Below are 25,272 nucleotides of genomic sequence, written 5' to 3' on the forward strand. Positions count from 1 at the left end.
TCAGGCGCCAGCTTTACCTGAAACGCTTTTGCCTGCGGTCTTCTGGTCTTCGGTCTGGCGCGCGCGGCGGATTTCCTCGCGCACATTATGCCCCAGCGCGTCGGCGATCAGCGCGCCTTGCTCGGCCTGGTGGCGCTTCATCAGGCCGGTGGCGGGCGAAGCGGATGCCGCACGGCCCGCATAGCGCGCGCGCTGGACACGCGTTCCGGCCGCGGCCAGCGCTTCCTCGATCAGCGGCTCGACGAAGAACCACGAACCGTTGTTCTTCGGCTCTTCCTGCGCCCACACGACTTCTTCCAGATTGGTCATGCGCTTGATGCGGACGGCCAGCGGGTCGCCGGGGAAGGGATAGAGCTGTTCGATGCGAACGATCTGGGTGTGTTGGTCGCCCGCCGCGTTGCGCGCCTCGATCAGGTCGTAGGCGACCTTGCCCGAACACAGCACCAGCCGCTTGGTCTCCGCATCCGCCGCGCCGTTGGTGTCGGACAGGATGCGCTTGAAATGGCTGTCGCCGGTGAAGTCCGCTGCCTTCGAAACCGCCAGCTTGTGCCGCAGCAGCGATTTGGGCGTCATCACTACCAGGGGCTTGCGGAAATTGCGGTGCATCTGGCGGCGCAACAGGTGGAAGAAATTGGCAGGCGTGGTGCAGTTGGCGACCTGCATATTGTCCTGCGCGCACAGTTGCAGCATCCGTTCGGGCCGTGCCGAGCTGTGCTCCGGCCCTTGTCCTTCGTAACCGTGCGGCAGCAGCATGACGAGGCCGTTGGCGCGCAGCCACTTGGCTTCGCCGCTCGCGATGAACTGGTCGATCATGATCTGCGCGCCGTTGACGAAATCGCCGAACTGCGCCTCCCACAGCACCAGCGCCTTGGGGTCGGCGAGCGCATAGCCATATTCGAAGCCGAGCACGCCATATTCGCTCAAGGGCGAATCGAGCACCTCGAACCGGCCATGCGGGATCTCGTTCAGCGGCACATATTTGCGCTCGGTTTCCTGATCGACCCAGACGGCGTGGCGCTGGCTGAACGTGCCGCGGCCCGAATCCTGGCCCGACAGGCGGACGCCATAGCCTTCGGACAGTAGCGATCCGAAGGCAAGCGCCTCGCCGGTCGCCCAGTCGATTCCTTCGCCGCTTTCGAACATCGTGCGCTTGGCGTCGATGACGCGGCCCAGCGTCTTGTGGATGCTCAGCTCGTCGGGAACCGTCGTCAGCGTGCGGCCGAGCGAATCGAACAGTTTGCGTTCGATCCCCGTTTCCATGTTGCGGCGCGCGGTTTCGTCCTCGACCGGGATCGACAGCCCCGACCAGCGACCGGCGAACCAGTCGGCCTTGTTCGCCTTGTAGCTTTCGGCCGCCTTGAAATCGGCCTCGAGCGTGTCGTTGATCGCCTTTTCCTGGGTGCCGACGAAACCGTCGTCGATCACGCCCTTTTCGATCAGGGTCTTCGCATAGACCGCGCTGACCGGCGGATGCTTGCGGATCGCCTTGTACATCAGCGGCTGGGTGAAGCTCGGCTCGTCGCCTTCGTTATGGCCGAAGCGGCGGTAGCACCACATGTCGATAACGACATCGCGGTGGAATTTCTGGCGGAATTCGATCGCCATCTTGCAGGCGAACGTCACCGCTTCGGGATCGTCGCCGTTGACGTGGAGAATCGGCGCCTGAACCCCCTTGGCCACGTCCGACGGATAGGGCGAGGAGCGCGCGAACTGGGGCGAGGTCGTGAAACCGACCTGGTTGTTGATGACGAAATGAATGCAGCCGCCGGTATTGTAGCCACGGATGCCCGAGAAGCCGAGGCATTCCCACACGATTCCCTGACCCGCGAACGCCGCGTCGCCGTGGATCAGCACCGGTAGCGCCTGATCGTGATCTTTCAGATCGTCGCGGAACGTCTGAATCGCGCGGACCTTGCCCAGCACCACCGGATTGACCGCTTCGAGGTGCGAGGGGTTGGCGACCAGCGACATATGCACCGAATGCCCGTCGAATTCGCGGTCGGTGGAGGTGCCGAGGTGATATTTGACGTCGCCCGATCCACCGATGTCATCCGGATTGGCGGAGCCGCCCGCGAATTCGTGGAAGATCACCTTGAACGGCTTGGCCATCACATTGGCGAGCATGTTCAGCCGTCCGCGATGCGCCATGCCGTACACGATCTCGCGCACGCCCATCGCGCCGCCATATTTGATGATCGCTTCCATCGCCGGGATCATCGCTTCGCCGCCGTCGAGACCGAAGCGCTTGGTCCCGACATATTTCTTGCTGAGAAATTTCTCCCACTGCTCGGCTTGGATGACCTTGTTCAGGATCGCCTTTTTGCCCTCGGGCGTGAAGTCGATGGCCTTGTCCTGCCCCTCGATCCGGTCCTGCAGGAACCGCCGCTCATCGACATCGGCGATGTGCATATATTCCAGGCCGACATTGCCGCAGTAATTCTTGCGCAAAATGTTGACCAGATCGCGGATCGTCGCGGTTTGGAGGCCCATCGCGCCGCCCAGATAGACCGGGCGGTCGATGTCGCTGTCGGGAAAGCCGTGATATTCGGTCTTCAGATCCTCGGGCATCTCGCGCTTGGAAAGCCCCAGCGGATCGAGATTGGCGGCCAAATGCCCACGCACGCGATAGGTGCGGATCAGCATCATCGCGCGGATCGAATCGCCGGCTGCCTTGGCGATGTCATCGGTGGAGGGGGCAGGGGCGGTCGCCTTGGCAAGAGCGCCGCCCTTTGCGGGCTTGGGCGCGGGCTCCATCTGCGTCGGATCGAGCGCGGCGGTCAGCGCGTCGGTATCGGTCAGCGGCCAGTGCTTGTTCGCCCAGCTAGGACCCGTCACCGCGCCCTCCAGCCCGTCAAACCATTCACGCCAGCCCGCTTCGACCGAAGCCGGATCGGATTTGTAGCGCGCGTACAGCGTCTCGACGAAGGCAGGGCTCACCCCGCCTGCGATCTCGGCAAAATCCTGGCTTTCGTAACCCATCACACACTCACTCCGCAGTGCTCCCGCGAAAGCGGGAGCCCAGAGTCACGGGCGTACCGCCCCGTGCCCTGGGTCCCCGCCTTCGCGGGGACACGGGTTTACGCTCAACCCTTCAACACGCTCACCAGCGTTTCGCCCAGCAGGCTGGGCGATTCCGACACCTTGATGCCGGCTTCTTCCATCGCAGCGATCTTGCTTTCCGCGTCGCCTTTGCCGCCCGACACGATCGCGCCGGCATGGCCCATGCGCCTGCCCGGAGGTGCCGTGCGGCCCGCGATGAACCCGGCCATCGGCTTCTTGCGGCCGCGCTTGGCTTCGTCGATCAGGAACTGTGCGGCCTGCTCCTCGGCGTCACCGCCGATTTCGCCGATCATGATGATCGACTCGGTCGCGTCGTCGGCCAGGAACAGTTCGAGCACGTCGATGAAGTTGGTGCCGTTGACCGGATCGCCGCCGATGCCGACAGCCGTGGTCTGGCCCAGCCCTGCATTGGTCGTCTGGAACACCGCTTCATAGGTCAGCGTGCCCGAGCGCGACACGACGCCGACCGAGCCCTTGGAGAAGATCGAGCCGGGCATGATGCCGATCTTGCACTCGCCCGGCGTCAGCACGCCGGGACAGTTCGGGCCGATCAGCCGCGACTTGGAACCCGATAGCGCGCGCTTCACCTTGACCATGTCGAGCACCGGAATGCCCTCGGTGATCGCGACGATCAGCGGGATTTCCGCGTCGATCGCCTCGAGGATCGAGTCCGCGGCGAAGGGCGGCGGCACATAGATCACCGACGCATCCGCACCGGTCTTCGACTTGGCTTCGGCCACGGTGTTGAACACCGGCAGGCCGAGATGCGTCGTTCCTCCCTTGCCCGGCGTCACGCCGCCAACCATCTGCGTGCCGTAATCGAGCGCCGCCTGGGTGTGGAAGCTGCCGGTTTCCCCGGTCATCCCTTGGGTGATGACCTTGGTGTTCTTGTTGACGAGAATGCTCATTTCTTCTCCTTCGTCGCAACGACTCCAACGCGGACCGCAGGCTTTTCACGCGTTCCGGTAGTCGCTAAATGAATGACTAGTGGCCTTTTCAGCCAGAAACTCTGATCAGTCTCGCGTGATGCCGGCTGCGAACCAGTCGTCGCGCTAATGCCATCTGCCACGGCCTCAACCTCAGCCGCGCGCCGAACTCGAGCCATTGCCGTGCATGCCGGGAAGGGGGATTCCGGTGTGCTGACGATGACGACATTGCTATCTGCTCTGCCGTAAAATGCCAGTTCGGTTTGCACCGGTTTCCCGTCGGCGGTGACCGAGCCCATTGCCCAACCCTGACCTTCCAGCACCGTGCCATCCACACCCGCTACGGAGGTGGCGGCCATGCACGCGTCAACCGCCGACACGATCTGGTCAATCGGCGCGGGCTTTAACTGCTGGGTCTGAGCAAATGCCGGATGGGCGATGACCAAAACGGGCAGGGCAAAGGCGGCGGGGTTAAGCAAGGCTGCCGTCGATGTCCTTGCACGCCTTGACCAGTTCCTTGACCGCATCGACCGAGACGTCGAAATTCGCCTTGGCGCTTTCGTTCAACTCGATCTCGACGATTCGCTCCACCCCTTCGGCACCAATGACGATCGGCACGCCGACATACATGTCGTCCACACCGTATTGGCCGGTCAGATGCGCGGCGCAGGGCAGCAGCCGCTTCTTGTCCTTGAGATAGCTTTCGGCCATCGCGATCGCAGAGGTGGCGGGCGCATAATAGGCGCTGCCGGTCTTGAGCAGCCCGACAATCTCGCCGCCGCCCGAACGGGTGCGCTGAACGATCGCGTCGATGCGCTCCTGCGTCGACCAGCCCATCTTGATGAGGTCGGGGACAGGGATGCCCGCGACGGTCGAATATTCGATCACCGGGACCATCGTGTCGCCGTGCCCGCCAAGCACGAAGGCGGTAACATCCTCCACCGACACCTTGAATTCGTCCGCCAGGAAATGCCGGAAGCGCGCCGAATCGAGCACACCCGCCATGCCGACCACCTTCTGGTGGGGCAGGCCGGAAAATTCGCGCAGCGCCCATACCATCGCGTCGAGCGGGTTGGTGATGCAGATGACGAACGCATCGGGCGCATGTTGGGCGATGCCTTCGCCGACCGCCTTCATCACCTTCAGGTTGATGCCCAGCAGGTCGTCGCGGCTCATGCCGGGCTTGCGTGGCACCCCGGCTGTGACGATGCACACGTCCGCGCCCGCAATGTCTTCGTAGGAGTTCGCGCCCTTCAACTCGACGTCGAAGCCTTCGACCGGGCCCGATTGCGCCAGGTCGAGCGCCTTGCCCTGCGGAATGCCCTCGGCGATGTCGAACAGGACGATGTCGCCCATTTCGCGGATGGCGGCGAGATGGGCGAGCGTGCCGCCGATCATGCCGGAGCCGATAAGGGCAATCTTCTTGCGGGCCATCATGTCTCCTCAACTGCGCAAATCGTGCGCGCACAAGAGCGGCATTGCCGGGCGCGGCCACCGCGTTCGGGCCGCGACTTAAGCGTTTTCGCGTCCGGAGACAACCATAGAAGGGGAGGGGTTAAACTTTATTTTTGCAACTAATTCGCAGGTGCATTTAGGGGTTGATTAGATCGCCCCGTGGCCCTTCGCCAGATAGTCCTCGGAGCGCATTTCGTTCAACCGGCTTACAGTTCGCTGGAATTCGAAGCGCCCGTCGCCTGCTTCGTACAGCGTCTCGGGCGGGGCGTCGGCGGCGGCGAGGAGTTTGACCTTATGCTCGTAGAGCGCGTCGATCAGCGTTACGAACCGCGCGGCTTCGTTGCGGTTTTCGGGGCCTAGTTTGGGGATGCCGACCAGGATGACGGTATGGAACCGCCGCGCGATGGCGAGGTAATCCGGTGCGCCCCTCGCCTCTCCGCACAATTTCTTGAAGCTGAACACCGCCACGCCTTTCAGCGCCTTGGGCACGGTCAGCGCTCGTGCCTTGCCCACTTGCAGTTCCAGTGACGGAACATGTGCGCCATCCTCGGGCGGATAGTCGGTGAGGCGGAAGAAGGCAGCGGACAGCGCGGCGGTCGCCTCCGGCCCGTTGGGTACCAGCCAGGTGTCCATCCGCCCGAGCCGGTCGAGCCGGTAATCGACCGGGCCGTTGAGCGCCAGCACGTCCATCCGCTCGCCCAACAGGTCGATGAACGGCAGAAAGAGTTCGCGGTTGAGGCCGTCCTTGTAGAGATCGACCGGCGGGCGGTTGGAGGTAGCGACGATCGTCACGCCGCGGTCGAACAATTCGGCAAACAGCCGCGACAGGATTGCGGCGTCGGCCATGTTGTTGACGACCAGTTCGTCGAAGGCGAGCAGTCGCGCATCCGCGACCATCGCCTCGGCGACCGGCGGGATGGGGTTGCCGGTCTGCGTTTCGCGCTCGGCGGCGATGCGACTGTGCACTTCGAGCATGAAGGCGTGGAAATGGACGCGGCGCTTTCGGCGGACCTGAAGCTGGTCGTAGAACAGGTCCATCAGCATCGATTTGCCGCGCCCGACATCGCCCCACAGATAGATGCCGCGCGGCGGTTCGGGTGCCTTGCCGAGCATGCGCCACAGGACGGAGCCGCGTTTGGGCGTGGCTTCCAGTTCAGCGGCGAGCTGGTCGAGGCGGGCGGCGGCGGCCTGTTGCTCGGGGTCGGGACGCAGTTCGCCCGCAGCGACCAGCGCGGCGTAGGTGGTGGCGATACGGCTCATCGTATCCGCGCGAGCGGTATCGAAATCATGGTCTCGAAGGTTTCCGCACGGTCGCGGTGAAGCTCGCGATCGCCGTCTCGTCCTGCTTCACCAGTCCGCGCATGAAGAGGAACCGGCCGGTCTCGCGAAGCAACTCGACATGCGCCTCGATCGGCTGGTCATACCGCGCACCGGCGATGAACTGCGTCGACAGATCCAGCGTCTGCGCACCGCCTGCGACCAGCACGCCCAGCCCCCGCGCGGCACCGAACAGCGCGACGTCGATGAACCCCAAAATCGCGCCGCCATGGATGTTATCGGCCAGATTCGAATGGATGCGTTGCGGGACCATCCGCACGCGCGCGATGCCGCCTTCGACCCGGACGTGCAGCGGCCCCAGAAACTCGTTGAACCGCGTCTCGTCCGCCAATTGCCAGCGGTTCCAGCCGGGGAGGTCGGGATCCTCGGCGAAGCGGAACCGCTTGGTGGTGCTGTCGTCGCTCAAAGCATGATCATTCAACGACAGATCGCTCAACCCTGGCGCTCGACCATCATCTTCTTGGTCTCGGCGATCGCCTTGGCCGGGTTCAGGCCCTTGGGGCATGCGTTCGCACAGTTCATGATGGTGTGGCAGCGATACAGGCGGAACGGATCCTCCAGTTCGTCAAGCCGCTCGCCGGTATGTTCGTCGCGGCTGTCGGCCAACCAGCGATACGCCTGAAGCAGGATCGCCGGCCCCAGGAACTTGTCGCTGTTCCACCAATAGCTGGGGCACGAGGTCGAGCAGCAGGCGCACAGGATGCATTCGTAAAGCCCGTCGAGCTTGGCACGATCCTCGGGCGATTGCAGCCGTTCCTTGCCCGAGGGCGTCGGCGTCTCGGTCTTCAGCCAGGGCTGGATCGAGGAATATTGCGCGTAGAAATGGGTGAAGTCGGGGACCAGATCCTTGACCACCGCCATGTGCGGCAGCGGCGTGACCTGAACCTCGCCCTTGATGTCCTCGATCGCGGTGGTGCAGGCCAGGCCGTTCTTGCCGCCCATGTTCATCGAGCATGATCCGCAAATGCCTTCGCGGCATGAGCGGCGGAAGGTGAGCGAGGGATCGACGTCGGATTTGATCTTGATGAGCGCGTCGAGCACCATCGGTCCGCAATCGTCGAGATCGACCTCGAAATTATCGTAGCGCGGGTTTTCACCCGTGTCGGGATCGTAGCGATAAATCTTGAACTTCTTCACCCGTTTGGCGTCGGCGGGGGCGGCATGCGCCTTGCCCTTTTTGATGACGCTGTTCTTCGGCAGGGTGAATTCGGCCATTTCTTGGGTTCCGTCCTTCGTCGCAAAGCCGATTTGGCGCGATTCCGGCGCCAGTCAAGCCTTGCAGAGGCCAGTCGCATGGTTGGGCGAGTGTCGCAAGGCTCGGCTGATGGTCAGATCACGTCGAGCACCAGCCCAAGGTCACGCGCTTCCTCTGCATCGATGTACCAGTTTTCGGGAGCGCGGCGCCGCACTTCGTCCAAATCCATGCGGGTGCCTTCGACGAGCTTTGCAAAACCCTCTTCCTCGATTTTGATCGAATGCTCGATTTCGTGGAGCGTCGCTTTGAGCGTGGCCGTCAACGTTTTGAGCGGCCCGGAAAGATTGATCGTCTTGGTCATCTGGCGTTCGTGGATCATCAGCCGCGTGCCACGGGTCAGGAAACGTTTGTCGGCGGGGAAATTGGCCATGAAGGTCGCCGCCGCCGAATAGACGACGGCTTTTCCCAGGAACAGGATTTCGCGACCGTCATATTCGGTCAGCAGCCGCACTTCGTCGCCCATCAGCCGCGCAACTTCCGGGTCGCCGCCCAGCGAGGAGAGGGTGAGCACCAACGTACCCTCTGGTGGCACGCTGCAGATTTGATCGCGGAAGCTTTTATACATCGCGTAATCCACCGTGCCGGACAGGACGACATGCGGATTGGCGAGCAGCGGATAGGCACGCGGGTCGGTGCTGTCGCTGCCGTTCGGCCCGTCATCGCGGCGCATCGGTTTGGCCGGACCTTCCCGGGACGAGCCACGGGTGGGGTCTGGGATGGGGCGGTTCGGCGGGGCGATCGGCAGGCTGTCGGTCATGAATGGCTAACCCTTGTTAAGCGCGCGGGGTTCCGGTCCAGACTGGCGATTTTGCCGCGCTGCGAACAGGCCCGATCTTTCTTTTTTCGGGCATGGACCCGGCGGCATCCGGCTTCGTTCGGGGGCGATGAAACTCAGCATCCATACCCGGCTCGATTACAAGTTCGAGCAGCCGACCGACGTCCTGCTTCAGGTCGAAGCCGCGATGATCCCCGAACAGCGGGTCGAATCGGCGCATATCAACTTGTCCCTCAACCAGTCGTTCGCGCGGGTCGCGGGCCATGACCAGATCGGTGACCGGATCTGGTTGCGCGTGGAAGACCGTCTGACGGTGGATTACCAGGCAACGGTCGAGGTATGCCGCGTGCTGGCCGACCTGACCGATCTGGCGCGGGTCGAGCCGCATCTGCTGCCCGGCGAGACGATCGAATATCTGATGCCGTCACGCTATTGCCCCAGCGACTTTTTCGAAAGCTTCGTCGAAACCGAGTTTGCGGGGCTTGAAGGCGGACACCGGGTGGAGGCGATCCGGCAATTCGTCGCGGACAATATCGCCTATGTCTCGGGCTCGAGCACGGGTTCCACCACAGCGCTTGAGACCTTTGTCCAGCGCAAGGGCGTGTGCCGCGATTTCGCGCATGTCGTGGTGACGCTGACCCGCGCGTGCGGCATCCCCGCGCGCATCGCCAGCGTCTATGCGCCCGACGTCACGCCGCAGGATTTCCATGCGGTCGCGGAAGTGTTCCTGGGCGGACAGTGGAACCTCGTCGATGCAACCGGCATGGCCAGCCCCGATACGATCGCCAAGATCGGGGTCGGGCGCGACGCGGCGGATGTCGCGTTCATGACCGCATACGGGACGTCCGAATTCGTCAACCAGCAGGTATGGGTTGAGCGGGTCTAAAATTCCGCGCCCATTCCCGTTCGTTTCGAGCGAAGTCGAGAAACGTTACCCAAGCGTTCGCGGAGGTTTCTCGACTTCGCTCGAACGAACGGAGAGAGAGTGCGGATCAACAGGGTTTCGATCCGCAACCGACTTCCTATCTTTAGATCATGACAGCCTATTCCCTGCTCGACCTAGTCCCCGTCCTCGAAGGATCTGACGTCCCCGACGCGATGGCGCGTGCCGCCGATCTGGCGGCTCACGCCGAGACACTGGGCTACACCCGCTACTGGATGGCCGAGCATCACGGGATGGAGGGGATCGCCAGCGCCGCGACCGCGGTCGTGATCGGTCATGTCGCGGGCAAGACTTCGACCATTCGCGTCGGGGCTGGCGGGATCATGCTGCCCAATCATGCACCGCTGACGATCGCCGAACAGTTCGGGACCCTGGATGCGCTTTATCCGGGACGGATCGATTTGGGGCTGGGTCGCGCCCCCGGATCGGATCAACGCGTGGCGCAGGCGATGCGCCGTAATCTCGACACCGATCCCAACGCCTTCCCGCGCGACGTGATGGAGTTGCAGAGCTATTTCGCGGATGACGGCCAGACCGGAATTCGCGCCACACCGGGGGCAGGGGCCAATGTGCCGCTCTACATTCTGGGTTCCAGCACGTTCGGCGCGCAACTGGCGGCGGCGCTCGGCCTGCCTTATGCGTTCGCGTCACATTTTGCGCCGCAGATGCTTGACGATGCGCTGGCCATTTACCGTCGCGATTTCCGTCCCAGCGCGGCGCTCGACAAGCCCTATGCGATGGCCGGGTTCAACGTCTTCGCCGCCGACACCGACGAGGAGGGCGAGTTGCTCGCCACTTCGATGCAGCAAAGTTTCGTCGCGCTGCGCACCGGCCAGCCCGGCAAGATGAAGCCACCCATCCGCGGTTATCTCGATACGCTACCTCCACAGGCGCGGATGATGCTCGACGGTGTGCTGTCCTGTTCCGCGATCGGTGGCCCTGCCAAGGTGAGGGAACGCCTTTCGCGCTTCATCGATCGAACCCAAGCGGACGAACTGATCTTGGTCAGCTCAATCTACGACCACGAAGCGCGCAAGCGCAGCCTGGCGATCGCGGCACAGGTTCTAAATGAAACGGCGCAAGCAGCCTGAGCTACTCGCGCCGTTTCAATCACTGGGTAAAGAGTCGCGGTTAGTACACCCGCTTCTTCGGCTTGATGTAATCCACGTCGTCGGTGAGCGTATATTCGTGGACCGGGCGGTATTCGATCTTGGTTTCGCCACCCTTGCCGCCCCAGCCGTCGAAGGTCGAAATGGTGTGCTTCATCCATTCGTCGTCGTGACGATCGGGGAAGTCCTCGTGCATATGTGCGCCGCGGGATTCCTTGCGGTTGGCGGCCGAGCGGATGGTCACCAGCGCCTGGCCCATCAGATTGTCGAGCTCCAGCGTCTCGACCAGATCGGTGTTCCAGATCAGCGATTTGTCGGTGACGTGAACGTCCTGAAGCCCCGCATAGGTCGCGTCCATCTGCTTGATGCCTTCCTGCATCAGCTCGTCGGTGCGGAACACGGCGGCGTGCTTCTGCATCGTCTTCTGCATCCGGTCGCGAAGCTGCGCGGTGGGCGTGCCGCCGCTCGCGTTGCGGAAATGGTCGAGGCGACCGATCGCCAGTTCTTCCGAGCCCTTGGGCAGCGGGTTGTGGCTGGTGCCGGGTTTCAGCGTCTCCTTGATCCGAAGGCCCGTCGCACGGCCGAACACGACGAGATCGATCAGGCTGTTCGAACCCAGGCGGTTGGCGCCGTGCACCGACACGCAGGCCGCTTCGCCGACAGCGTAGAGGCCGGGGACGACGGTGTCGGGGTTGCCATCCTTCAGATGGACGACCTCGCCGTGATAATTGGTCGGGATGCCGCCCATATTGTAATGGACGGTGGGGACGACGGGGAGCGGCTGGCGCGTCAGGTCGACGCCCGCAAACACCTTGCCGGTCTCGGTGATGCCCGGCAGCCGTTCGTGCAGCACGGCTGGGTCGATATGGTCGAGGTGAAGGTAGATATGATCCTTCTCCTTGCCGACGCCGCGGCCTTCGCGGATTTCCATCGCCATCGACCGTGACACGACGTCGCGGCTGGCGAGATCCTTGGCCGAGGGAGCATAGCGTTCCATGAACCGCTCGCCTTCGGAATTGGTCAGGTAGCCGCCTTCGCCGCGCGCACCTTCGGTGATCAGCACGCCGGCACCGTAGATGCCGGTCGGGTGAAACTGAACGAATTCCATATCCTGCAGCGGCAGGCCTGCGCGCAGCACCATCGCATTGCCGTCACCGGTGCAAGTGTGCGCCGACGTCGCCGATTGATAGACGCGGCCATAGCCGCCCGTCGCCAGCACCACGCTATGCGAACGGAAGCGGTGGATCGAACCGTCTTCCATGCAGAGCGCGATGACGCCGCGGCACTGACCATTTTCCATGATCAGGTCGAGCGCGAAATATTCGATGAAGAAATCGGCGTCGTATTTCAGGCTCTGTTGATAGAGCGCGTGGAGCATCGCATGGCCGGTGCGGTCAGCAGCGGCGCAGGTGCGCTGCGCGGGCGGACCTTCGCCCATATTCTGCATCATGCCGCCGAACGGGCGCTGGTAGATCTTGCCTTCGGCGGTGCGGCTGAACGGCACGCCGGCATGTTCCAGCTCGTACACCGCCTGCGGCGCTTCGCGGCACAGATACTCGATCGCGTCCTGATCGCCCAGCCAGTCCGAACCCTTGACGGTATCGTACATGTGCCAGGTCCAGTGGTCCGGCCCCATATTGCCGAGCGACGCGGCGATGCCGCCCTGTGCCGCGACGGTGTGGCTGCGCGTCGGAAATACCTTGGTGATGCAGGCGGTCTTCAGGCCCGCCTCGGCGATGCCCATCGTGGCGCGCAGGCCCGATCCGCCCGCGCCGACGACGACGGCGTCATACGTATGGTCGATGATCTTGTAGGCGTCGCTCATGCGGCGGCTCCGGTAAAGGCGATGCGCAGGACCGAGAAGATACCGGTCGCAGCGGCGATGAAGACGAAGGCGTTGAGGAGCAGCATCAGCACGATGCGCGTCTCGCCATGCTGGTAATCCTCGATCACCACCTGAAGCCCCAGGCGGATGTGATAGAAGAGATTGGCGATCAGCAGGGCGAGCGGAATGGCGACCCAGGCCGAACCCATCCATGCCGCCATCGTCGCGTGATCATAGGCGGGCAGCATCACCAGCGAGGCGATGAACCAGGGCAGCAGGATCAGGTTGGCGGCGGCGGTCAGCCGCTGGGTCCACCAGTGATGCGCGCCATGCTTTGCCGAGCCGAGCCCGCGGACGCGGCCGAGTTCTGTCGATGCCATGTCAGTTCTTCCCGACCAAAAGATAGGCCCACAGCGCGACGGTTGCAGCGATCGAGAAGACCATCGTCAGCACCGCACCGGTGCGATTGGCCTTCAGTTCATACCCCGCGCCCGCGTCGAGCACGAAATGGCGCACGCCCGACGCCAGATGCTGGAAGAAGGACAATGTCAGGCCGATCAGCAGCACGTAACCGGGGATGTTGAGCCCGCCGCCCTCGACCGTGAAGCATCCGACAAACGACGCATAGGCGGCCGGCCCGCTTGCGAGTGCCGCCAGCCACCAGATCATCAGCACGGTGCCGACCGTCGCCATACCGCTGCCGGTGATCCGGTGCAGGATCGAGACCGTCATGGCCGGTCCCCATTTGTAGATGCCGAGATGCGGCGAAAGCGGGCGTGCGTGTTTGGGTGCGGTCGATGCCAAGGCGGGTTCCTTCCGCTCGCGCTAATGGAACGCGCGGGCGCCCGATGCAAGACCATGAACTCATTCCCGCCTTCGCGGGCATGGCGGACCGGGTGGAACACCGTCCTTGGCTAACGACCCCTTAACCCATGTCGCGATAGACCGGTTCACAGGTCGGCGTGCAGCGTTGCGCGCAGAGGATATTTTGGGGGCGCAACCAGCGTGAACAACAACAAGGCTGCAAAGGATCTTCCCGAAATCGGCCGGATCGCGCGCGATGTCGATCTGTCCAACCGGTTGAAGATTTTCGATTTCGACGGGCGGCTGATCGCGGATTCGCGGGCGGTCTGGACGCTGCTCGAACCAGAGGCGCGGGCGATTTCCGCTGCCTATTGGCAGCAATGGCTGCGCTGTTTCGCCAGTGATCGGAGCGACGCCAAGGACTGGGCCCCGCACGAAACCGAAAAGATGATCGATCTGGGCATCGATTTCCTGCGGTTGCGCTTCACCGACACGTCGGGGCGCGGCTGGGTCGAATCGATCGAGCGCTCGGTCGCCGCCGCCTATGCCGATGACGTGCCGCCGATGGCGCTTCTGTCGATGATCAACGCATCCGATCGCGCCGCGCTCGACGTGCTGATGCGCGCGGTGGACCGCGACGATCCGACGCTGGCGGCAAAAATCGACACGTTGATGCGACTGTCGGCGCTCGAAAGCGACATCACGGTCGCGATCTACAACAGCTATCGCGAGCATAGCGCGCGGGTCGAACGCGACCGGCTGGCGGGCGATTTCCGCGAGAATATCGGCGCCAGCGTCGAACATGCCTCGCAGGAAGGCGAGACACTGCGCGTTCATGCCAGCCAGACCTCGCATTCCGCCCGCGGCATGCTCGGCAAGGCGAGCGAAGTCGCCGCCGCCGCCGAACAGTCGGCAGTCGCGATGCGCGAAGCCGCACAGACCGCCGCCGGTCTGATTCGCGCGATCGAGGATGCGCGCAGCGAAGTCGAAGCCGCCGCCGAAATCGCCACCCGTGCATCGGGGCAGGCGGGCGATGCGGTCGGCATGTCCGAAATGCTGAGCGACCATGCCAAGTCGATCGAATCGATCCTGGGGCTGATCCGCGACATTGCGGGCCAGACCAACCTGCTCGCGCTCAACGCCACGATCGAAGCGGCAAGCGCGGGCGATGCCGGACGCGGATTTGCCGTCGTGGCGCAGGAGGTAAAGAGCCTCGCCAACCAGACCGCGCGCGCCACCGACGACATTGCTGCCAAGATCGCCGCGATCCAGTCGGCCACGCGCGCGACGGTAGAGACCAATGCGTCGATCCGCGATACCGTCGCCGAGGTCCAGGAATCGGCCAACCGCATCCGCCACGCGATGGAGGTTCAGGCACAGACGGTGACCGCGATCACCGCCAGCGTCGATGAAACCGCACTCGCCGCCGATTCGATGTCGGCGACGATCGCGGCGATCCGCGAGGACACTGAAAGCGTCGCGGCGGAAATGGACCGGGTCGGATCGGGCTTTGCCGCGCTCGACGGCGAACTGGTGGCGCTGAAGGCGAGTGCAGGGGATTTTGCGGCCAAGGTTGCCGCCTGAACGACATTCTGGAGGAGGGGCACATGGCACAGAAGCGCAACGCAGCGCTCGGCCAGTGGGGCAGCGACGACCGTTCGATGGCCGAACGGCTTCGCGACTATGACTGGGACGGCACGATCGCGGCGAATTGCGTCGAAATCGTCGAACTGATCGACGGGCGATGCGAAATCATCGCCCGGCGGTTCTGGGATCATTATCTGGCGCTGCCTGCCGTCGCGAAACAGCGCGAATGGTTCACCGGCGAGCGGCTGGAAGCGCAGATCGCGAAAAGCACCGACTATATCCGCACCAAATACCGCGATCCGGGCGGCGATGGCTGGATGGACATGGCCGTGCAGCATGCGCACGACAGCTATCGCGCATCGGTGCCGTTGCGCGTGCTGCTGTCGTCGCTGGCCTATGCCCATAGCGAAACGCTCAAGATGATCGGAGAGCGGCTTGGCGACGATTGCCTTCGAACCCGGCGGCTGGGCGATACCGTCCAGCGACTGGCATTGATCGAGGCGGACGTCATGGCGGCGGCGATGGGCGCGCGCGATGCGGCAAAGGCTGTCGCCTCGCGGCAGGACAATGCCGCACGGTTCCGCGAAGAAATTGCTGCAACCATCGACGGCACGTCGCAACTGGGCAATTCGATCCGGGCTCAAGCCGGGCGCACCTCGCACGCCGCACGCGGGATGCTGGGCAAGGCGAGCGAAGTCGCCGCTGCCGCCGAACAGTCGGCGGTCGCGATGCGCGAAGCCGCGCAGACCGCCGCCGGGCTGATCCGCGCGATCGAGGATGCCCGCGAGGAAGTCGAGGTCGCCGCCGAAATCGCGACCCGCGCATCGGGGCAGGCGGGCGAGGCGGTCGGCATGTCGGAGACGCTTTCCGATCACGCGAAATCGATCGAATCGATCCTGGGGCTGATCCGCGACATTGCGGGCCAGACCAACTTGCTCGCCTTGAACGCGACGATCGAGGCGGCGCGCGCGGGCGATGCCGGACGCGGGTTCGCGGTGGTCGCGCAGGAGGTAAAGAGCCTCGCCAACCAGACTGCCCGCGCCACCGACGACATCGCCGCGCAGATCGCGTCGATACAGGCGGCGACTCGCGCGACCGTCGCCACCAACGCATCGATCCGCGACACGGTGGGCGACGTCCAGACCTCTGCCGAACGCATTCGCCGGACGATGGAAATCCAGGCGCAGACCGTGACCGCGATTACCGCCAGCGTCGACGAAACCGCACTCGCGGCCGATTCGTCGGCGGCGACGGTCGCGTCGATCTGCGAGGATACGCAAGGGATGGTCGGGCAGCTCGACCTGCTCGAGCACGGATCGACCGAGATCGACGAGCAGCTTGCGCGGTTGAAAAGCGCGGCGGACGGGTTTTCGGACAGCGTGGCGGCTTAGGGTACCACGCCCACCACCCGTTCGTTTCGAGCGAAGTCGAGAAACGTGGATCAAGTGCCGGTCAAGCGTTTCTCGACTTCGCTCGAAACGAGCGGTGGGGTTAGGCCGTAAACCATCCTCGACCACACCCACCACCCCGCGCTAAAGGCGGGCGCATGACCAATATCCTCATCACTGGATCGTCGCGCGGGATCGGTGCCGCCATCGCCACCGCGCTCGATACGCCCGACAATCGCATCGTCGGACACGGCACTGCCAGCGGCATTGCCTGCGATTTTTCCAAACCCGGCAGCGCGCGTGATTTGTGGGCGCAGGCGCTCGATGCGCTTGGTGGCAAGATCGACGTGCTGGTCAACAATGCCGGCGTGTTCGACGCCGCGCCGATCGACCTCGACGACGACGCGTGGCTCGCCGCATGGGAGCGGACGATGCGGATCAACCTGACCGCCAGTGCCGAACTCTGTCGGCTCGCAGTGAAGCACTGGCAGGATCGCGCGGTCGGCGGCCGGATCGTCAACATCGCCAGCCGCGCCGCCTATCGCGGCGACAGCCCTGCGCATTGGCATTATGCCGCGTCGAAGGCGGGCATGGTCGCTATGACCAAGACGATCGCGCGGGCTTATGCCAAGGATGGCATATTGGCCTTTGCCATCTGCCCAGGCTTTACGATGACCGGCATGGCCGAGGATTATCTGGAGAGCCGCGGCGGCGACAAATTGCTCGCCGATATTCCCCTGGGCCGCGTCGCGATGCCTGAGGAAATCGCGACGATGTCGAAATTCTGCGCGCTGGAGGCGCCCGCGTCGATGACGGGAGCCGTGCTCGACGCCAACGGCGCGAGCTATGTCCGGTGAGCGACAGCTGGAAACTGACCTTGCCGTGCACGCGCGCGGAGGCCGAGGCGCTTGATTTCGATGACGTTCGGCTGGCGGCGATCGAGCCGACACCGGTGCTGATGACGCGCGAGGAAACCGAGGACGATCCTGACGACTGGCGGCTCGACGCCTATTTCGAGACGAAGCCGGGCAAGGGGACAATCGAGGCGGTGCGCGCGCTGGTCCCCTCCGCGCGCGACGCGAAGCCCATGGTCGAGCGGATCGCCGAGCAGGACTGGGTGACGCTGAGCCAGGCGGGGATCGAGCCGGTCCATGCCGGGCGTTTCTATGTCCATACCGACACCAATCGCGGCGATGTTCCCGCAGGCGCGAAATCGTTTCGCATTGATGCGGGTCGCGCCTTCGGCACCGGCACGCACGAGACGACGGCGGGGTGTCTCCAGACGCTCGACGCCATGCGTCGGCGGGGAGAACGGTTCGGCGATGTGCTGGATGTCGGGACCGGCACCGGGCTGCTTGCCTTCGCCGCGCTTCATCTGTGGCCGCAGGCGCGCGCCGTGGCGAGCGATATCGACCCCGTCGCGGTCGATGTGTCGCGCGAAAATGCCGCGATCAATGGCGTGAAGCTGGGGCGCGGCCCCGGACGGCTGACGCTGGTGGCGGCGTCGGGGGTCGACCATCCGGCGATCGCGTCGGGTGCGCCCTATGATCTGGTGATCGCGAATATCCTGGCCGGGCCGTTGATCGAACTGGCGCCCGGTATCGGCGCGGCAGTGGTCGAGGGCGGGTCGCTGGTGGCCGCAGGGTTGCTCGACAGCCAGGCGGGCGATGTGGCGCGAGCCTATCGCGCACACGGGTTCCGGCTGGCGGGGCGCGTGGACAACGGCCACTGGCCGTCCTTACGCTTCATCAAGCGCTCGCGTTACGCGCCCGATCGAGTGCGGCGGCGCGGTGGCAAGGGCGAGGCGCCGGGCTTCGGAAGCTGGTAAGACGCACCCCTCATCGTCATTCCCGCGAAGGCGGGAATCCATATGTCGGATGGCTGGGAAAGAAGCGCGCTGTTAGCGTCTATGGATTCCCACCTTCGCGGGAATGACGGCACTAGGCGGGCCGCCACCCCTTGGCCCGCGCATAATCCTGGGTGCCGCGGGTGATGAGCACATCCCCCTCGACGATTTCCGCCACCAGAATGTCCGGCTGCCCCAGTATCTCCCCGTAAAGCGGCGCGAAATCCGTCTCCACCGTCACGCGCAGCAATTCGTCGAAGCTGGGGATGACGAAATAATTCTGCTGGAAATCGTCGATCCGGTAATCGGTGCGCATCACCCGCTTCAGGTCGAAGGCAATGCGATTGGGGCTCGGGTCTTCGAGCGAGAATACGCTTTCCGCCGAACTCGACACGATCCCCGAGCCATAGATGCGCAGCCCCTCCGGCTCCGCAATCAGCCCGAATTCGACCGTGTACCAATACAGCCGTGCGAGTTGTTTGAGCGCGCCGAATTCCATCGCGCGCAACCCGCCGCGCCCATAAGCCTCGAGATAATCGGCGAAGCGCGGGTCGGCGAGCATCGGCACATGGCCGAACACATCGTGGAACACGTCTGGTTCCTGCAAATAATCGAGCTGGTCGCGGCGGCGGATGAAATTGCCCGCGACGAAGCGGCGATTGGCCATATGGTCGAAGAACACGTCGTCGGGGACCAGGCCCGGCACCGCCACGACCTGCCACCCGGTCAGCTTCATCAGCCGCTCGGACAATTCCTCGAAATCGGGAATGCCGGGTTTGGAGAGTTTGAGCACGTCCAACCCGCGCAGAAACGCCTCCGACGCGCGGCCGGGCAGCAGCTTTGCCTGACGTTCGAACAGCAGATCCCACACCGCATGTTCGTCTTGCGTATAATGTTCCCAGCCTTGCGGGATCGTCCAGTCGGCGTTCGCGCCCTCCGGCGGGCGGTCCAATACGTGCGTTTCACTTGCCATGCGATTGACCTAGCATGAACTTCGCATGACGAGAAATGAGCGCGCCCGATTGCAGAGATCGATTGCCCCGAAATGGCGCACGGCGTTGGCGCGTGCGGTCGGCATCGTCGGTGCGGTCTGGGTCGCCTATATGGTCGCGGGCCTGATCGGCGGCGCCATTCCCGCCAATCGCGACTGGGTTGAGGCGGAAAGCGGCATTCCGGTCTGGGTCGAGGATAACGGCATCCACACCGGTATCGTCCTGCCACTGGTCGGACCGAGCGATGTGGCGGGTGCGGACTGGCGCGACCTGATCTCCCCCTATGACGCGCGCGATCCGGCTTATGGTCGCCACAGCCATGTAGCGTTCGGCTGGGGCGACCGCGATTTCTATGTGAATACGCCGCGTTGGCGCGATTTGCGGCCGATGACGGTGGTGAACGCCGCGATCGGCAGCGACGATACGGTGATGTATGTCGAACGCATAGCCGAGCCGCGCCCGGCACATCACGTCCGCCGCGTGCTTTTACGGCCCCAGGAATATGCCCGGCTCGTCACTTTCATCCGGGCAAGTTTCGATGTCGGTTCATCGGGCGTCGCGAACGCGCAACCAGGATACGCCAGCCATGACAGCTTCTATACAGCCAAGGGCCGCTACACCGCGTTCAACACCTGCAACACATGGACCGGTCGCGCGTTACGCACAGCCGGGGTCCGGTTGGGAGTTTGGACACCCTTTTCGGTTACGGTGATGACATGGCTATGACAGCGTTTGTTCCCATTCCGCGCGATACCGCGCCGCCGCGCGCCCGCATGTGGGGCGAGTGGCCGCGTGCCGCCTGGGGTGTGGGACGGCTGGCGCTGTCGGGCCGGAAGCTGGCCGATGCGCCCAAGGGCGACGGGCGTGGGGTGCTGGTGCTTCCGGGCATGTTCAACGGTGACCTGTCGAACGTCGCGCTCAGACGCTATCTCGATACGCTGGGCTATCGCTCCTATCGCTGGGAGTTGGGCCGCAATTGCGGCACCCGCGCGATCGGTATGGAGGGCGAGCGGCTGGTCGAGCGGATCGAACAGGTCGCGGCGGAAACCGGCGGACCGATCACCCTGATCGGCATCAGCCTGGGCGGCATCATGGCGCGGTTGATGGCGCATCGTCGCCCCGATCTGGTGCGCTCGGTGGTGACGATCGTGTCACCCTATGCCGGGCCAGCCACCGCGACCAATGTCTGGCGCAGCTTCGAATGGTATACCGGGCAAAAGATCAGCGACCCCGCAGTCATCGCGATGGCGGAAGAGGTCGCGCGTCCGCTGCCTTGCCCCGCGACCGCAATCTGGTCGCCCACCGACGGCTTGGTCAATGGCTGGAATTGCCATTGCGAAGGCGAGGCTGGCTGCCGCGCGATCCCGATCGACACCAGCCATGTCGGCGCGCAACTCAACCCCGACGTGCTGCGCATCGTGGCGGAAGCACTCGCGACCGAGGGGCAGGACTGAGCTTTAGGGTTACTCTTCGCGCGGAGCCTGTCGAGGCGCTGTCCGTATCTTCGAGGGGACAGCGCTTCGACAGGCTGAGCACAGATTGCCTTACAGCTGTAAGCGCAGCGTCGCGCGGATGTCGCGACCGGCGAGCGGCGCGAAGTCCTTGATCTGGCTGGCGTGGCGGCGCGCCTCGACATCGAAGATGTTGTTGGCGCTGACGATCAGTCGCGTCGCATTGTCGCGGCCGAACGGGCTGAACGCCACCGATGCGTTGACCATCGTATAGCTGTCGGTCGGCAGTTCGACGCCGGTCACGCGGTTCTGTTCGAACACATGCTCGGCCTCGACCCGCGCGTTGAACCTGTCGGCCTGCGCCTCAATCCCGCCCAGCAGGCGCAGCGGCGGGATGCGCGGTGCGGGGCCAAAATCGTCGACATCGACGCGGACATAATCGACCAGTCCATCGATGTTGATCGCGGTATTGCCCAGCCGCGCGAGCGTCGCCGACGCCTCGACCTCGAACCCGCGAACGCGCGCGTCCGACTGCGCATATTGGAAGATCGGCAATTCGTCTTCCTCTTCGCCGGTCTGGAACTGATAGATGTAATTGTCGAACCAGTTGTAATAGGCCGATGCGGCGATGCGAAAGCCGGGGCGCACGACGCGGAACGTGCCCTCGATGCCCCAGCTGGCCTCCTTGGACAGCGTCGGATCGCCGATTTCGAACGCCTGGGTCGCGGCATGCGGCCCGCCCGAGAAGAGTTCCTCCGCCGACGGCGCCCGCTCGGTGCGCGACAGGTTCAGGCCCGCGCGCGCGCCGTCGCCCAGCCCGATGCTGCCGCCGACCGAGCCGGAAAAGGCATTGAAGGTGCGGTCGAACGCCGGATTGCCGATATCGTCGTCTGCATTGGCCGAAAGGCGGCTATGTTCGTAGCGCGCGCCCGCTTCGGCGCGGAACGCGCCCAGATCGACCGACTGGAGCGTAAACAGCCCCATCTGTTCAGTGGTCGATTTCGGCATGTATTTTTCTTCGCCGATGATCTCGAAATCGCGGATCATGAACTGGCCGCCGATCGCGCCGCGCCAGCCGTCGCGGTCGGCCTGAACCAGTTCCAGGCGACCTTCATAGCCCTGGTTGAAGAAGCTGGTGCCGACCTCGCCATCATCCTCGAGTTCGTCGTGGCGGTAATCCGCCGCGCCCAGCCGCAAGCGGATGCGGTCGAGGAAGCCGCCATTGGTTTCCACCTCGCCGCGGATATCGAAGCGCGTCTGCTTCACCGCCAGGCGGACGTCCTCGTGGCTGTGCCCCTCGTGGCCATGATCGTCGTCATGGTCATGATCGTGGTCGTCGTGATCGTCATGATCGCCGTGGCCATGCCCGTGGCCGTGCGGGTCGAACCGGTTGGGGACGCCGTAATTGCTCTCATAGCGGCTCACCGAGAAGCCCAGATGCCCGCGATCGGTGACCAGCGACAGGCCGCCCGCGACTTCCCAGGTTTCCAGCGACGTGTTGTCGATGCGACCGCGCGCATTGGCTTCCTCGGCCAATTCCAGGTCGCCATCCTCTTCGGCGTGGTGCAGCGCGTGTTCGCGGATCGAGCGGGAATTGATGAAGCCGCCGGTGCGCAGATCGTCGGCGCGCGTATAGCTGCCATCGACATGCGCGACGAACATGCTGCCGAGCGGCACATCGAGCACGCCTGCGAACGACCGCTCCTTCGCCGCCGTGCCGTAAGTGCCCATCACGTCGAGATGGATCGGCTCGTCGGGAATGGTGCGCGGGATACGATCGTCGAGCACGTTGACGACGCCGCCGATCGCCGACGAACCATAGAGAAGCGCCGAGGGGCCGCGCAGCACCTCGATGCGGTTGGCCGTCAGCGGATTGATGACGACCGCGTGATCGACCGAGCTGGACGAGGCGTCGATCGAACCGATCCCGTCGCTCAGGACGCGGATCCGGTCGCCCTGAAACCCGCGCAGCACCGGGCGCGATGCGCCGGGGCCGAAGCTGGTCGCCGAAACGCCGGGCTGCGAGGCGAGCGTATCGCCGATGGAGGGGCGCATCTGGCGGTCGAGTTCGATGCCCTGCACCACCGACGTCCCGCCCAGCACGTCGAGTTCGTTGCGCTGGAATGGCGCCGCGGTGACGATGATGTCTTCAGGCAGGTCGTGATAATGATCCGCCTGATGGGTCGGCGCGGGTGCGGGGGTCGGTGTCGCCGTCTGGGCTAGCGCAGGCTGCGCGGCTGCAATGGTGACGGCACCGGACAAGAGAAGCGCGCGGCGGGCAACAAAACGTGACGAAGACGTAAAACGCATGAACCAATCCCTGGAAAATGTCGGCCTGAGCCGTTCACGGGACGTTATATAGTTACACGCCGGATATGCAAGGGTGGGGGTGTCGGATTTTGGCAACCTCTCGGTAGGCTTTAGTCCTCGACCCGGTTCGCGACCAGATCGTCCACCACCGCCGGATCGGCCAGCGTCGAGGTGTCGCCCAGCGACGACACATCGCCTTCGGCGATCTTGCGCAGGATTCGCCGCATGATCTTGCCGCTGCGCGTCTTGGGCAGGCCGGGGGCGAATTGCAGCGCGTCGGGTGTTGCGATCGGGCCGATGTCCTTCCGGACCCATTGCCGCAATTCATCCCGCAGCGCCTCGCTCGGCTCGACCCGCGCGTTGAGCGTGACATAGGCATAAATGCCCTGCCCCTTTACATCGTGGGGCATGCCGACGACCGCGGCCTCGGCCACCTTGGGATGCGAAACCAAGGCCGATTCGACCTCCGCCGTGCCCATTCGATGCCCCGACACGTTGATGACATCGTCCACCCGCCCGGTGATCCAGTAATAGCCGTCCTCGTCGCGGCGGCATCCGTCACCGGTGAAATATTTGCCCTTATAGGTGGTGAAATAGGTCTGGAAGAACCGGTCATGGTCGGCCCACACGGTTCGCATCTGCCCCGGCCAGCTGCGCGCGATCACCAGATTGCCGTCGGTGGCACCATGCAGCACCTGTCCGTCGGCATCGACCAGTTGCGGATCGACGCCGGGCATCGGCAGCGTCGCGCTGCCGGGCTTAAGCGGGGTCGCGCCCGGCATCGGCGCGATCATCGCGCCGCCGGTTTCGGTCTGCCACCAGGTGTCGATGATCGGGCAGCGCCCCTCGCCGACGACCTCGTGATACCAGCGCCACGCCTCCGGGTTGATCGGTTCGCCGACCGTGCCCAGCAGTTTGAGCGAGGCGCGATTGGTCGCCTGAACCGGCGCATCGCCGTCCTTCATCAGCGCGCGGAGCGCCGTGGGCGCGGTGAAGACCGTGTGGATCCGGTGCCGGTCCACCACTTGCCAGATGCGGCTGGCGTCGGGCCAGTTGGGCAGCCCTTCGTACATCAACGTCGTGCCGCCATTCGCCAGCGGGCCGTAGAGAATGTAGGTGTGGCCGGTCACCCAGCCGATGTCCGCTGCGCACCACCACACGTCGGCGGAACTTGGACCGGGCCGATAGTCGAAGCACCATTCGTGCGTGCAGGCCGCCCAGAGCAGGTATCCACCCGATGTGTGCAACACGCCTTTGGGCTTGCCGGTCGACCCCGAGGTATAGAGGATGAACAGCGGGTCTTCCGCGCCCATCGCTTCTGCCGGGCAATCGGCGGGCGCATCGGCGGCGGCCTCGTGATACCATAGGTCGCGGCCTTCGGTCATATCGACCGCACCGCCGGTCGCGCGCACGACGATGACTTTTTCGAGCGCGGGCGCGCGCTTCGCGGCTTCATCGACATTGGCTTTGAGTGCGATGCGCTTGCCGCCGCGTCGTCCTTCGTCGGCGGTGACCAGCAACTGGCTGTCGCAATCGGTGATCCTTCCCGCCAATGCTTCGGGCGAGAATCCGCCGAACACCACCGAATGGATCGCGCCGATCCGCGCACAGGCGAGCACCGCGAATGCCGCCTCCGGGATCATCGGCATGTAGATCGTCACGCGGTCGCCCTTATCGACGCCCTGGCTCTTGAGCACATTGGCGAAGCGGCAGACCTCTGCGTGCAATTCGCGATAGGTGAAGCGGCGCGGTTCTTCCGATGGCTCGTCGGGTTCCCAGATGATCGCGATCTGGTCGCCGCGCGTCTTCAGATGCCGGTCGATGCAGTTCGCCGCGACATTGAGCTTGCCGTCGGCGAACCACGAAATGTGGAAATCATCCTCGTCGAACGACCAGTCGCCCGCGATTTCCGGCCGCTTGATCCAGTCGAGCCGCCTGGCCTGTTCGAGCCAGAAGCTGCCCGGATCGGCGAGACTGCGGCCATAGAGTTGTTCGTATTTCCCCGCATCAATCCGCGCCTTTGACTGCCATTCTTCGGGCACGGGGTAGGTTGCGGGATCGCTCATACCGGGTCACTCCTGATTTCCGCGCCCGTGATGGCGGTCGAATCTACGCCGCGCAACCTTCGAAGCCGCGAAATCAGGCCGTTTCAAATAACAGGGTTACAAATTGCGACAAGAAAAACGTGGACGCGTAACGAACGACCCG

At 64.2% G+C, this 25,272-nt stretch carries 22 protein-coding genes; 8 read left to right on the top strand and 14 right to left on the bottom strand.

Features of this window, described 5'->3' with window-relative positions:
* The 8 genes from ACX0GZ_RS06735 to ACX0GZ_RS06770 all read right to left on the bottom strand — a co-directional run bounded on the left by ACX0GZ_RS06735 (position 1) and on the right by ACX0GZ_RS06770 (position 8,704).
* On the bottom strand, positions 1-2,979 hold the full coding sequence (locus ACX0GZ_RS06735; RefSeq protein WP_458814665.1) for a 2-oxoglutarate dehydrogenase E1 component: 2,979 nt from the start codon (positions 2,977-2,979) through the stop codon (positions 1-3).
* A gap of 104 nt (positions 2,980-3,083) precedes the next feature.
* Positions 3,084-3,968 (bottom strand): succinate--CoA ligase subunit alpha, encoded by an 885-nt coding sequence (gene sucD / locus ACX0GZ_RS06740; RefSeq protein ID WP_458814667.1) that lies wholly within the window; start codon positions 3,966-3,968, stop codon positions 3,084-3,086.
* Positions 3,965-4,465 (bottom strand): hypothetical protein, encoded by a 501-nt coding sequence (locus ACX0GZ_RS06745; RefSeq protein WP_458814669.1) that lies wholly within the window; start codon positions 4,463-4,465, stop codon positions 3,965-3,967. The genes sucD and ACX0GZ_RS06745 overlap by 4 nt, the downstream gene beginning before the upstream one ends.
* Complete coding sequence (gene mdh, locus ACX0GZ_RS06750; RefSeq protein ID WP_458814671.1) at positions 4,458-5,420, bottom strand: malate dehydrogenase; 963 nt, start codon at positions 5,418-5,420, stop codon at positions 4,458-4,460. The genes ACX0GZ_RS06745 and mdh overlap by 8 nt, the downstream gene beginning before the upstream one ends.
* Positions 5,421-5,588: 168 nt before the next feature.
* Positions 5,589-6,701 carry a cell division protein ZapE gene (zapE, locus tag ACX0GZ_RS06755; RefSeq protein WP_458814673.1) on the bottom strand — a complete coding sequence of 371 codons (1,113 nt, stop codon included), beginning with the start codon at positions 6,699-6,701 and terminating at the stop codon, positions 5,589-5,591.
* A 25-nt stretch (positions 6,702-6,726) separates the two neighbouring features.
* Positions 6,727-7,185 carry a PaaI family thioesterase gene (locus tag ACX0GZ_RS06760; protein WP_458814675.1) on the bottom strand — a complete coding sequence of 153 codons (459 nt, stop codon included), beginning with the start codon at positions 7,183-7,185 and terminating at the stop codon, positions 6,727-6,729.
* 26 nt (positions 7,186-7,211) lie between these two features.
* A complete protein-coding gene (locus tag ACX0GZ_RS06765) occupies positions 7,212-7,994 on the bottom strand; it encodes a succinate dehydrogenase iron-sulfur subunit (protein WP_458814677.1) in 783 nt (260 codons plus the stop codon).
* A 113-nt stretch (positions 7,995-8,107) separates the two neighbouring features.
* Positions 8,108-8,704, bottom strand: coding sequence for an ATP-dependent Clp protease proteolytic subunit (locus ACX0GZ_RS06770; RefSeq protein WP_458815252.1), 597 nt, complete (start codon positions 8,702-8,704; stop codon positions 8,108-8,110).
* 214 nt (positions 8,705-8,918) lie between these two features.
* Here ACX0GZ_RS06770 and ACX0GZ_RS06775 point away from each other — a divergent pair, with 214 nt between their 5' ends.
* Both ACX0GZ_RS06775 and ACX0GZ_RS06780 read left to right on the top strand, forming a co-directional pair.
* Positions 8,919-9,695, top strand: a complete 777-nt coding sequence (locus ACX0GZ_RS06775) for a transglutaminase-like domain-containing protein (protein ID WP_458814679.1) — start codon at positions 8,919-8,921, stop codon at positions 9,693-9,695.
* Between the two features lie 149 nt (positions 9,696-9,844).
* A complete protein-coding gene (locus ACX0GZ_RS06780; RefSeq protein ID WP_458814681.1) occupies positions 9,845-10,843 on the top strand; it encodes an LLM class flavin-dependent oxidoreductase in 999 nt (332 codons plus the stop codon).
* A gap of 40 nt (positions 10,844-10,883) precedes the next feature.
* Here the strand turns inward: ACX0GZ_RS06780 and sdhA are convergent, their stop codons facing one another.
* Genes sdhA through sdhC form a run of 3 tightly spaced genes read right to left on the bottom strand, consistent with a single transcriptional unit; the run spans position 10,884 to position 13,490 of the window.
* Positions 10,884-12,686, bottom strand: coding sequence for a succinate dehydrogenase flavoprotein subunit (gene sdhA, locus ACX0GZ_RS06785; RefSeq protein WP_458814683.1), 1,803 nt, complete (start codon positions 12,684-12,686; stop codon positions 10,884-10,886).
* Positions 12,683-13,066, bottom strand: a complete 384-nt coding sequence (sdhD, locus tag ACX0GZ_RS06790) for a succinate dehydrogenase, hydrophobic membrane anchor protein (RefSeq protein WP_458814685.1) — start codon at positions 13,064-13,066, stop codon at positions 12,683-12,685. Before sdhD ends, sdhA begins: the two co-directional genes overlap by 4 nt.
* Position 13,067: 1 nt before the next feature.
* Complete coding sequence (gene sdhC / locus ACX0GZ_RS06795) at positions 13,068-13,490, bottom strand: succinate dehydrogenase, cytochrome b556 subunit (RefSeq protein ID WP_458814687.1); 423 nt, start codon at positions 13,488-13,490, stop codon at positions 13,068-13,070.
* Positions 13,491-13,727: 237 nt separating this feature from the next.
* On the opposite strand from sdhC, the gene ACX0GZ_RS06800 reads away from it, so the two are divergent.
* The 4 genes from ACX0GZ_RS06800 to ACX0GZ_RS06815 all read left to right on the top strand — a co-directional run bounded on the left by ACX0GZ_RS06800 (position 13,728) and on the right by ACX0GZ_RS06815 (position 18,293).
* Positions 13,728-15,074 carry a methyl-accepting chemotaxis protein gene (locus ACX0GZ_RS06800; RefSeq protein ID WP_458815254.1) on the top strand — a complete coding sequence of 449 codons (1,347 nt, stop codon included), beginning with the start codon at positions 13,728-13,730 and terminating at the stop codon, positions 15,072-15,074.
* 23 nt (positions 15,075-15,097) lie between these two features.
* Entirely contained in the window at positions 15,098-16,468 is a 1,371-nt protein-coding gene (locus ACX0GZ_RS06805) for a methyl-accepting chemotaxis protein (protein ID WP_458814689.1), read from the top strand.
* Between the two features lie 155 nt (positions 16,469-16,623).
* A complete protein-coding gene (locus ACX0GZ_RS06810) occupies positions 16,624-17,322 on the top strand; it encodes an SDR family NAD(P)-dependent oxidoreductase (protein WP_458814691.1) in 699 nt (232 codons plus the stop codon).
* Entirely contained in the window at positions 17,319-18,293 is a 975-nt protein-coding gene (locus ACX0GZ_RS06815; protein ID WP_458814693.1) for a 50S ribosomal protein L11 methyltransferase, read from the top strand. The genes ACX0GZ_RS06810 and ACX0GZ_RS06815 overlap by 4 nt, the downstream gene beginning before the upstream one ends.
* 112 nt (positions 18,294-18,405) lie before the next feature.
* On the opposite strand, the gene phhA is transcribed toward ACX0GZ_RS06815, so the two are convergent.
* A complete protein-coding gene (gene phhA, locus ACX0GZ_RS06820; RefSeq protein ID WP_458814695.1) occupies positions 18,406-19,284 on the bottom strand; it encodes a phenylalanine 4-monooxygenase in 879 nt (292 codons plus the stop codon).
* An 85-nt stretch (positions 19,285-19,369) separates the two neighbouring features.
* Between phhA and ACX0GZ_RS06825 the strand changes: the two genes are divergently transcribed.
* Positions 19,370-20,029, top strand: coding sequence for a TIGR02117 family protein (locus ACX0GZ_RS06825; protein ID WP_458814697.1), 660 nt, complete (start codon positions 19,370-19,372; stop codon positions 20,027-20,029).
* Entirely contained in the window at positions 20,026-20,757 is a 732-nt protein-coding gene (locus ACX0GZ_RS06830) for an esterase/lipase family protein (RefSeq protein WP_458814699.1), read from the top strand. Before ACX0GZ_RS06825 ends, ACX0GZ_RS06830 begins: the two co-directional genes overlap by 4 nt.
* Before the next feature lie 90 nt (positions 20,758-20,847).
* Here the strand turns inward: ACX0GZ_RS06830 and ACX0GZ_RS06835 are convergent, their stop codons facing one another.
* Both ACX0GZ_RS06835 and acs read right to left on the bottom strand, forming a co-directional pair.
* Positions 20,848-23,064, bottom strand: a complete 2,217-nt coding sequence (locus ACX0GZ_RS06835) for a TonB-dependent receptor (RefSeq protein ID WP_458814701.1) — start codon at positions 23,062-23,064, stop codon at positions 20,848-20,850.
* 110 nt (positions 23,065-23,174) lie between these two features.
* Positions 23,175-25,130 (bottom strand): acetate--CoA ligase, encoded by a 1,956-nt coding sequence (acs, locus tag ACX0GZ_RS06840; RefSeq protein WP_458814703.1) that lies wholly within the window; start codon positions 25,128-25,130, stop codon positions 23,175-23,177.
* Positions 25,131-25,272: the final 142 nt, after the last annotated feature.

The sequence above is a fragment of the Sphingomonas aestuarii genome, from assembly GCF_054457155.1.

Bases quoted from the DNA above. Each gene is read 5' to 3' on its own strand.
- ACX0GZ_RS06735 (WP_458814665.1), bottom strand. From the start codon at position 2,979: ATGGGTTACGAAAGCCAGGATTTTGCCGAGATCGCAGGCGGGGTGAGC.
- sucD (WP_458814667.1), bottom strand. From the start codon at position 3,968: ATGAGCATTCTCGTCAACAAGAACACCAAGGTCATCACCCAAGGGATG.
- mdh (WP_458814671.1), bottom strand. From the start codon at position 5,420: ATGGCCCGCAAGAAGATTGCCCTTATCGGCTCCGGCATGATCGGCGGC.
- zapE (WP_458814673.1), bottom strand. From the start codon at position 6,701: ATGAGCCGTATCGCCACCACCTACGCCGCGCTGGTCGCTGCGGGCGAA.
- ACX0GZ_RS06765 (WP_458814677.1), bottom strand. From the start codon at position 7,994: ATGGCCGAATTCACCCTGCCGAAGAACAGCGTCATCAAAAAGGGCAAG.
- ACX0GZ_RS06770 (WP_458815252.1), bottom strand. From the start codon at position 8,704: ATGCGCCGCGATGACGGGCCGAACGGCAGCGACAGCACCGACCCGCGT.
- ACX0GZ_RS06775 (WP_458814679.1), top strand. From the start codon at position 8,919: ATGAAACTCAGCATCCATACCCGGCTCGATTACAAGTTCGAGCAGCCG.
- ACX0GZ_RS06780 (WP_458814681.1), top strand. From the start codon at position 9,845: ATGACAGCCTATTCCCTGCTCGACCTAGTCCCCGTCCTCGAAGGATCT.
- sdhA (WP_458814683.1), bottom strand. From the start codon at position 12,686: ATGAGCGACGCCTACAAGATCATCGACCATACGTATGACGCCGTCGTC.
- sdhD (WP_458814685.1), bottom strand. From the start codon at position 13,066: ATGGCATCGACAGAACTCGGCCGCGTCCGCGGGCTCGGCTCGGCAAAG.
- ACX0GZ_RS06805 (WP_458814689.1), top strand. From the start codon at position 15,098: ATGGCACAGAAGCGCAACGCAGCGCTCGGCCAGTGGGGCAGCGACGAC.
- ACX0GZ_RS06810 (WP_458814691.1), top strand. From the start codon at position 16,624: ATGACCAATATCCTCATCACTGGATCGTCGCGCGGGATCGGTGCCGCC.
- phhA (WP_458814695.1), bottom strand. From the start codon at position 19,284: ATGGCAAGTGAAACGCACGTATTGGACCGCCCGCCGGAGGGCGCGAAC.
- ACX0GZ_RS06830 (WP_458814699.1), top strand. From the start codon at position 20,026: ATGACAGCGTTTGTTCCCATTCCGCGCGATACCGCGCCGCCGCGCGCC.
- ACX0GZ_RS06835 (WP_458814701.1), bottom strand. From the start codon at position 23,064: ATGCGTTTTACGTCTTCGTCACGTTTTGTTGCCCGCCGCGCGCTTCTC.
- acs (WP_458814703.1), bottom strand. From the start codon at position 25,130: ATGAGCGATCCCGCAACCTACCCCGTGCCCGAAGAATGGCAGTCAAAG.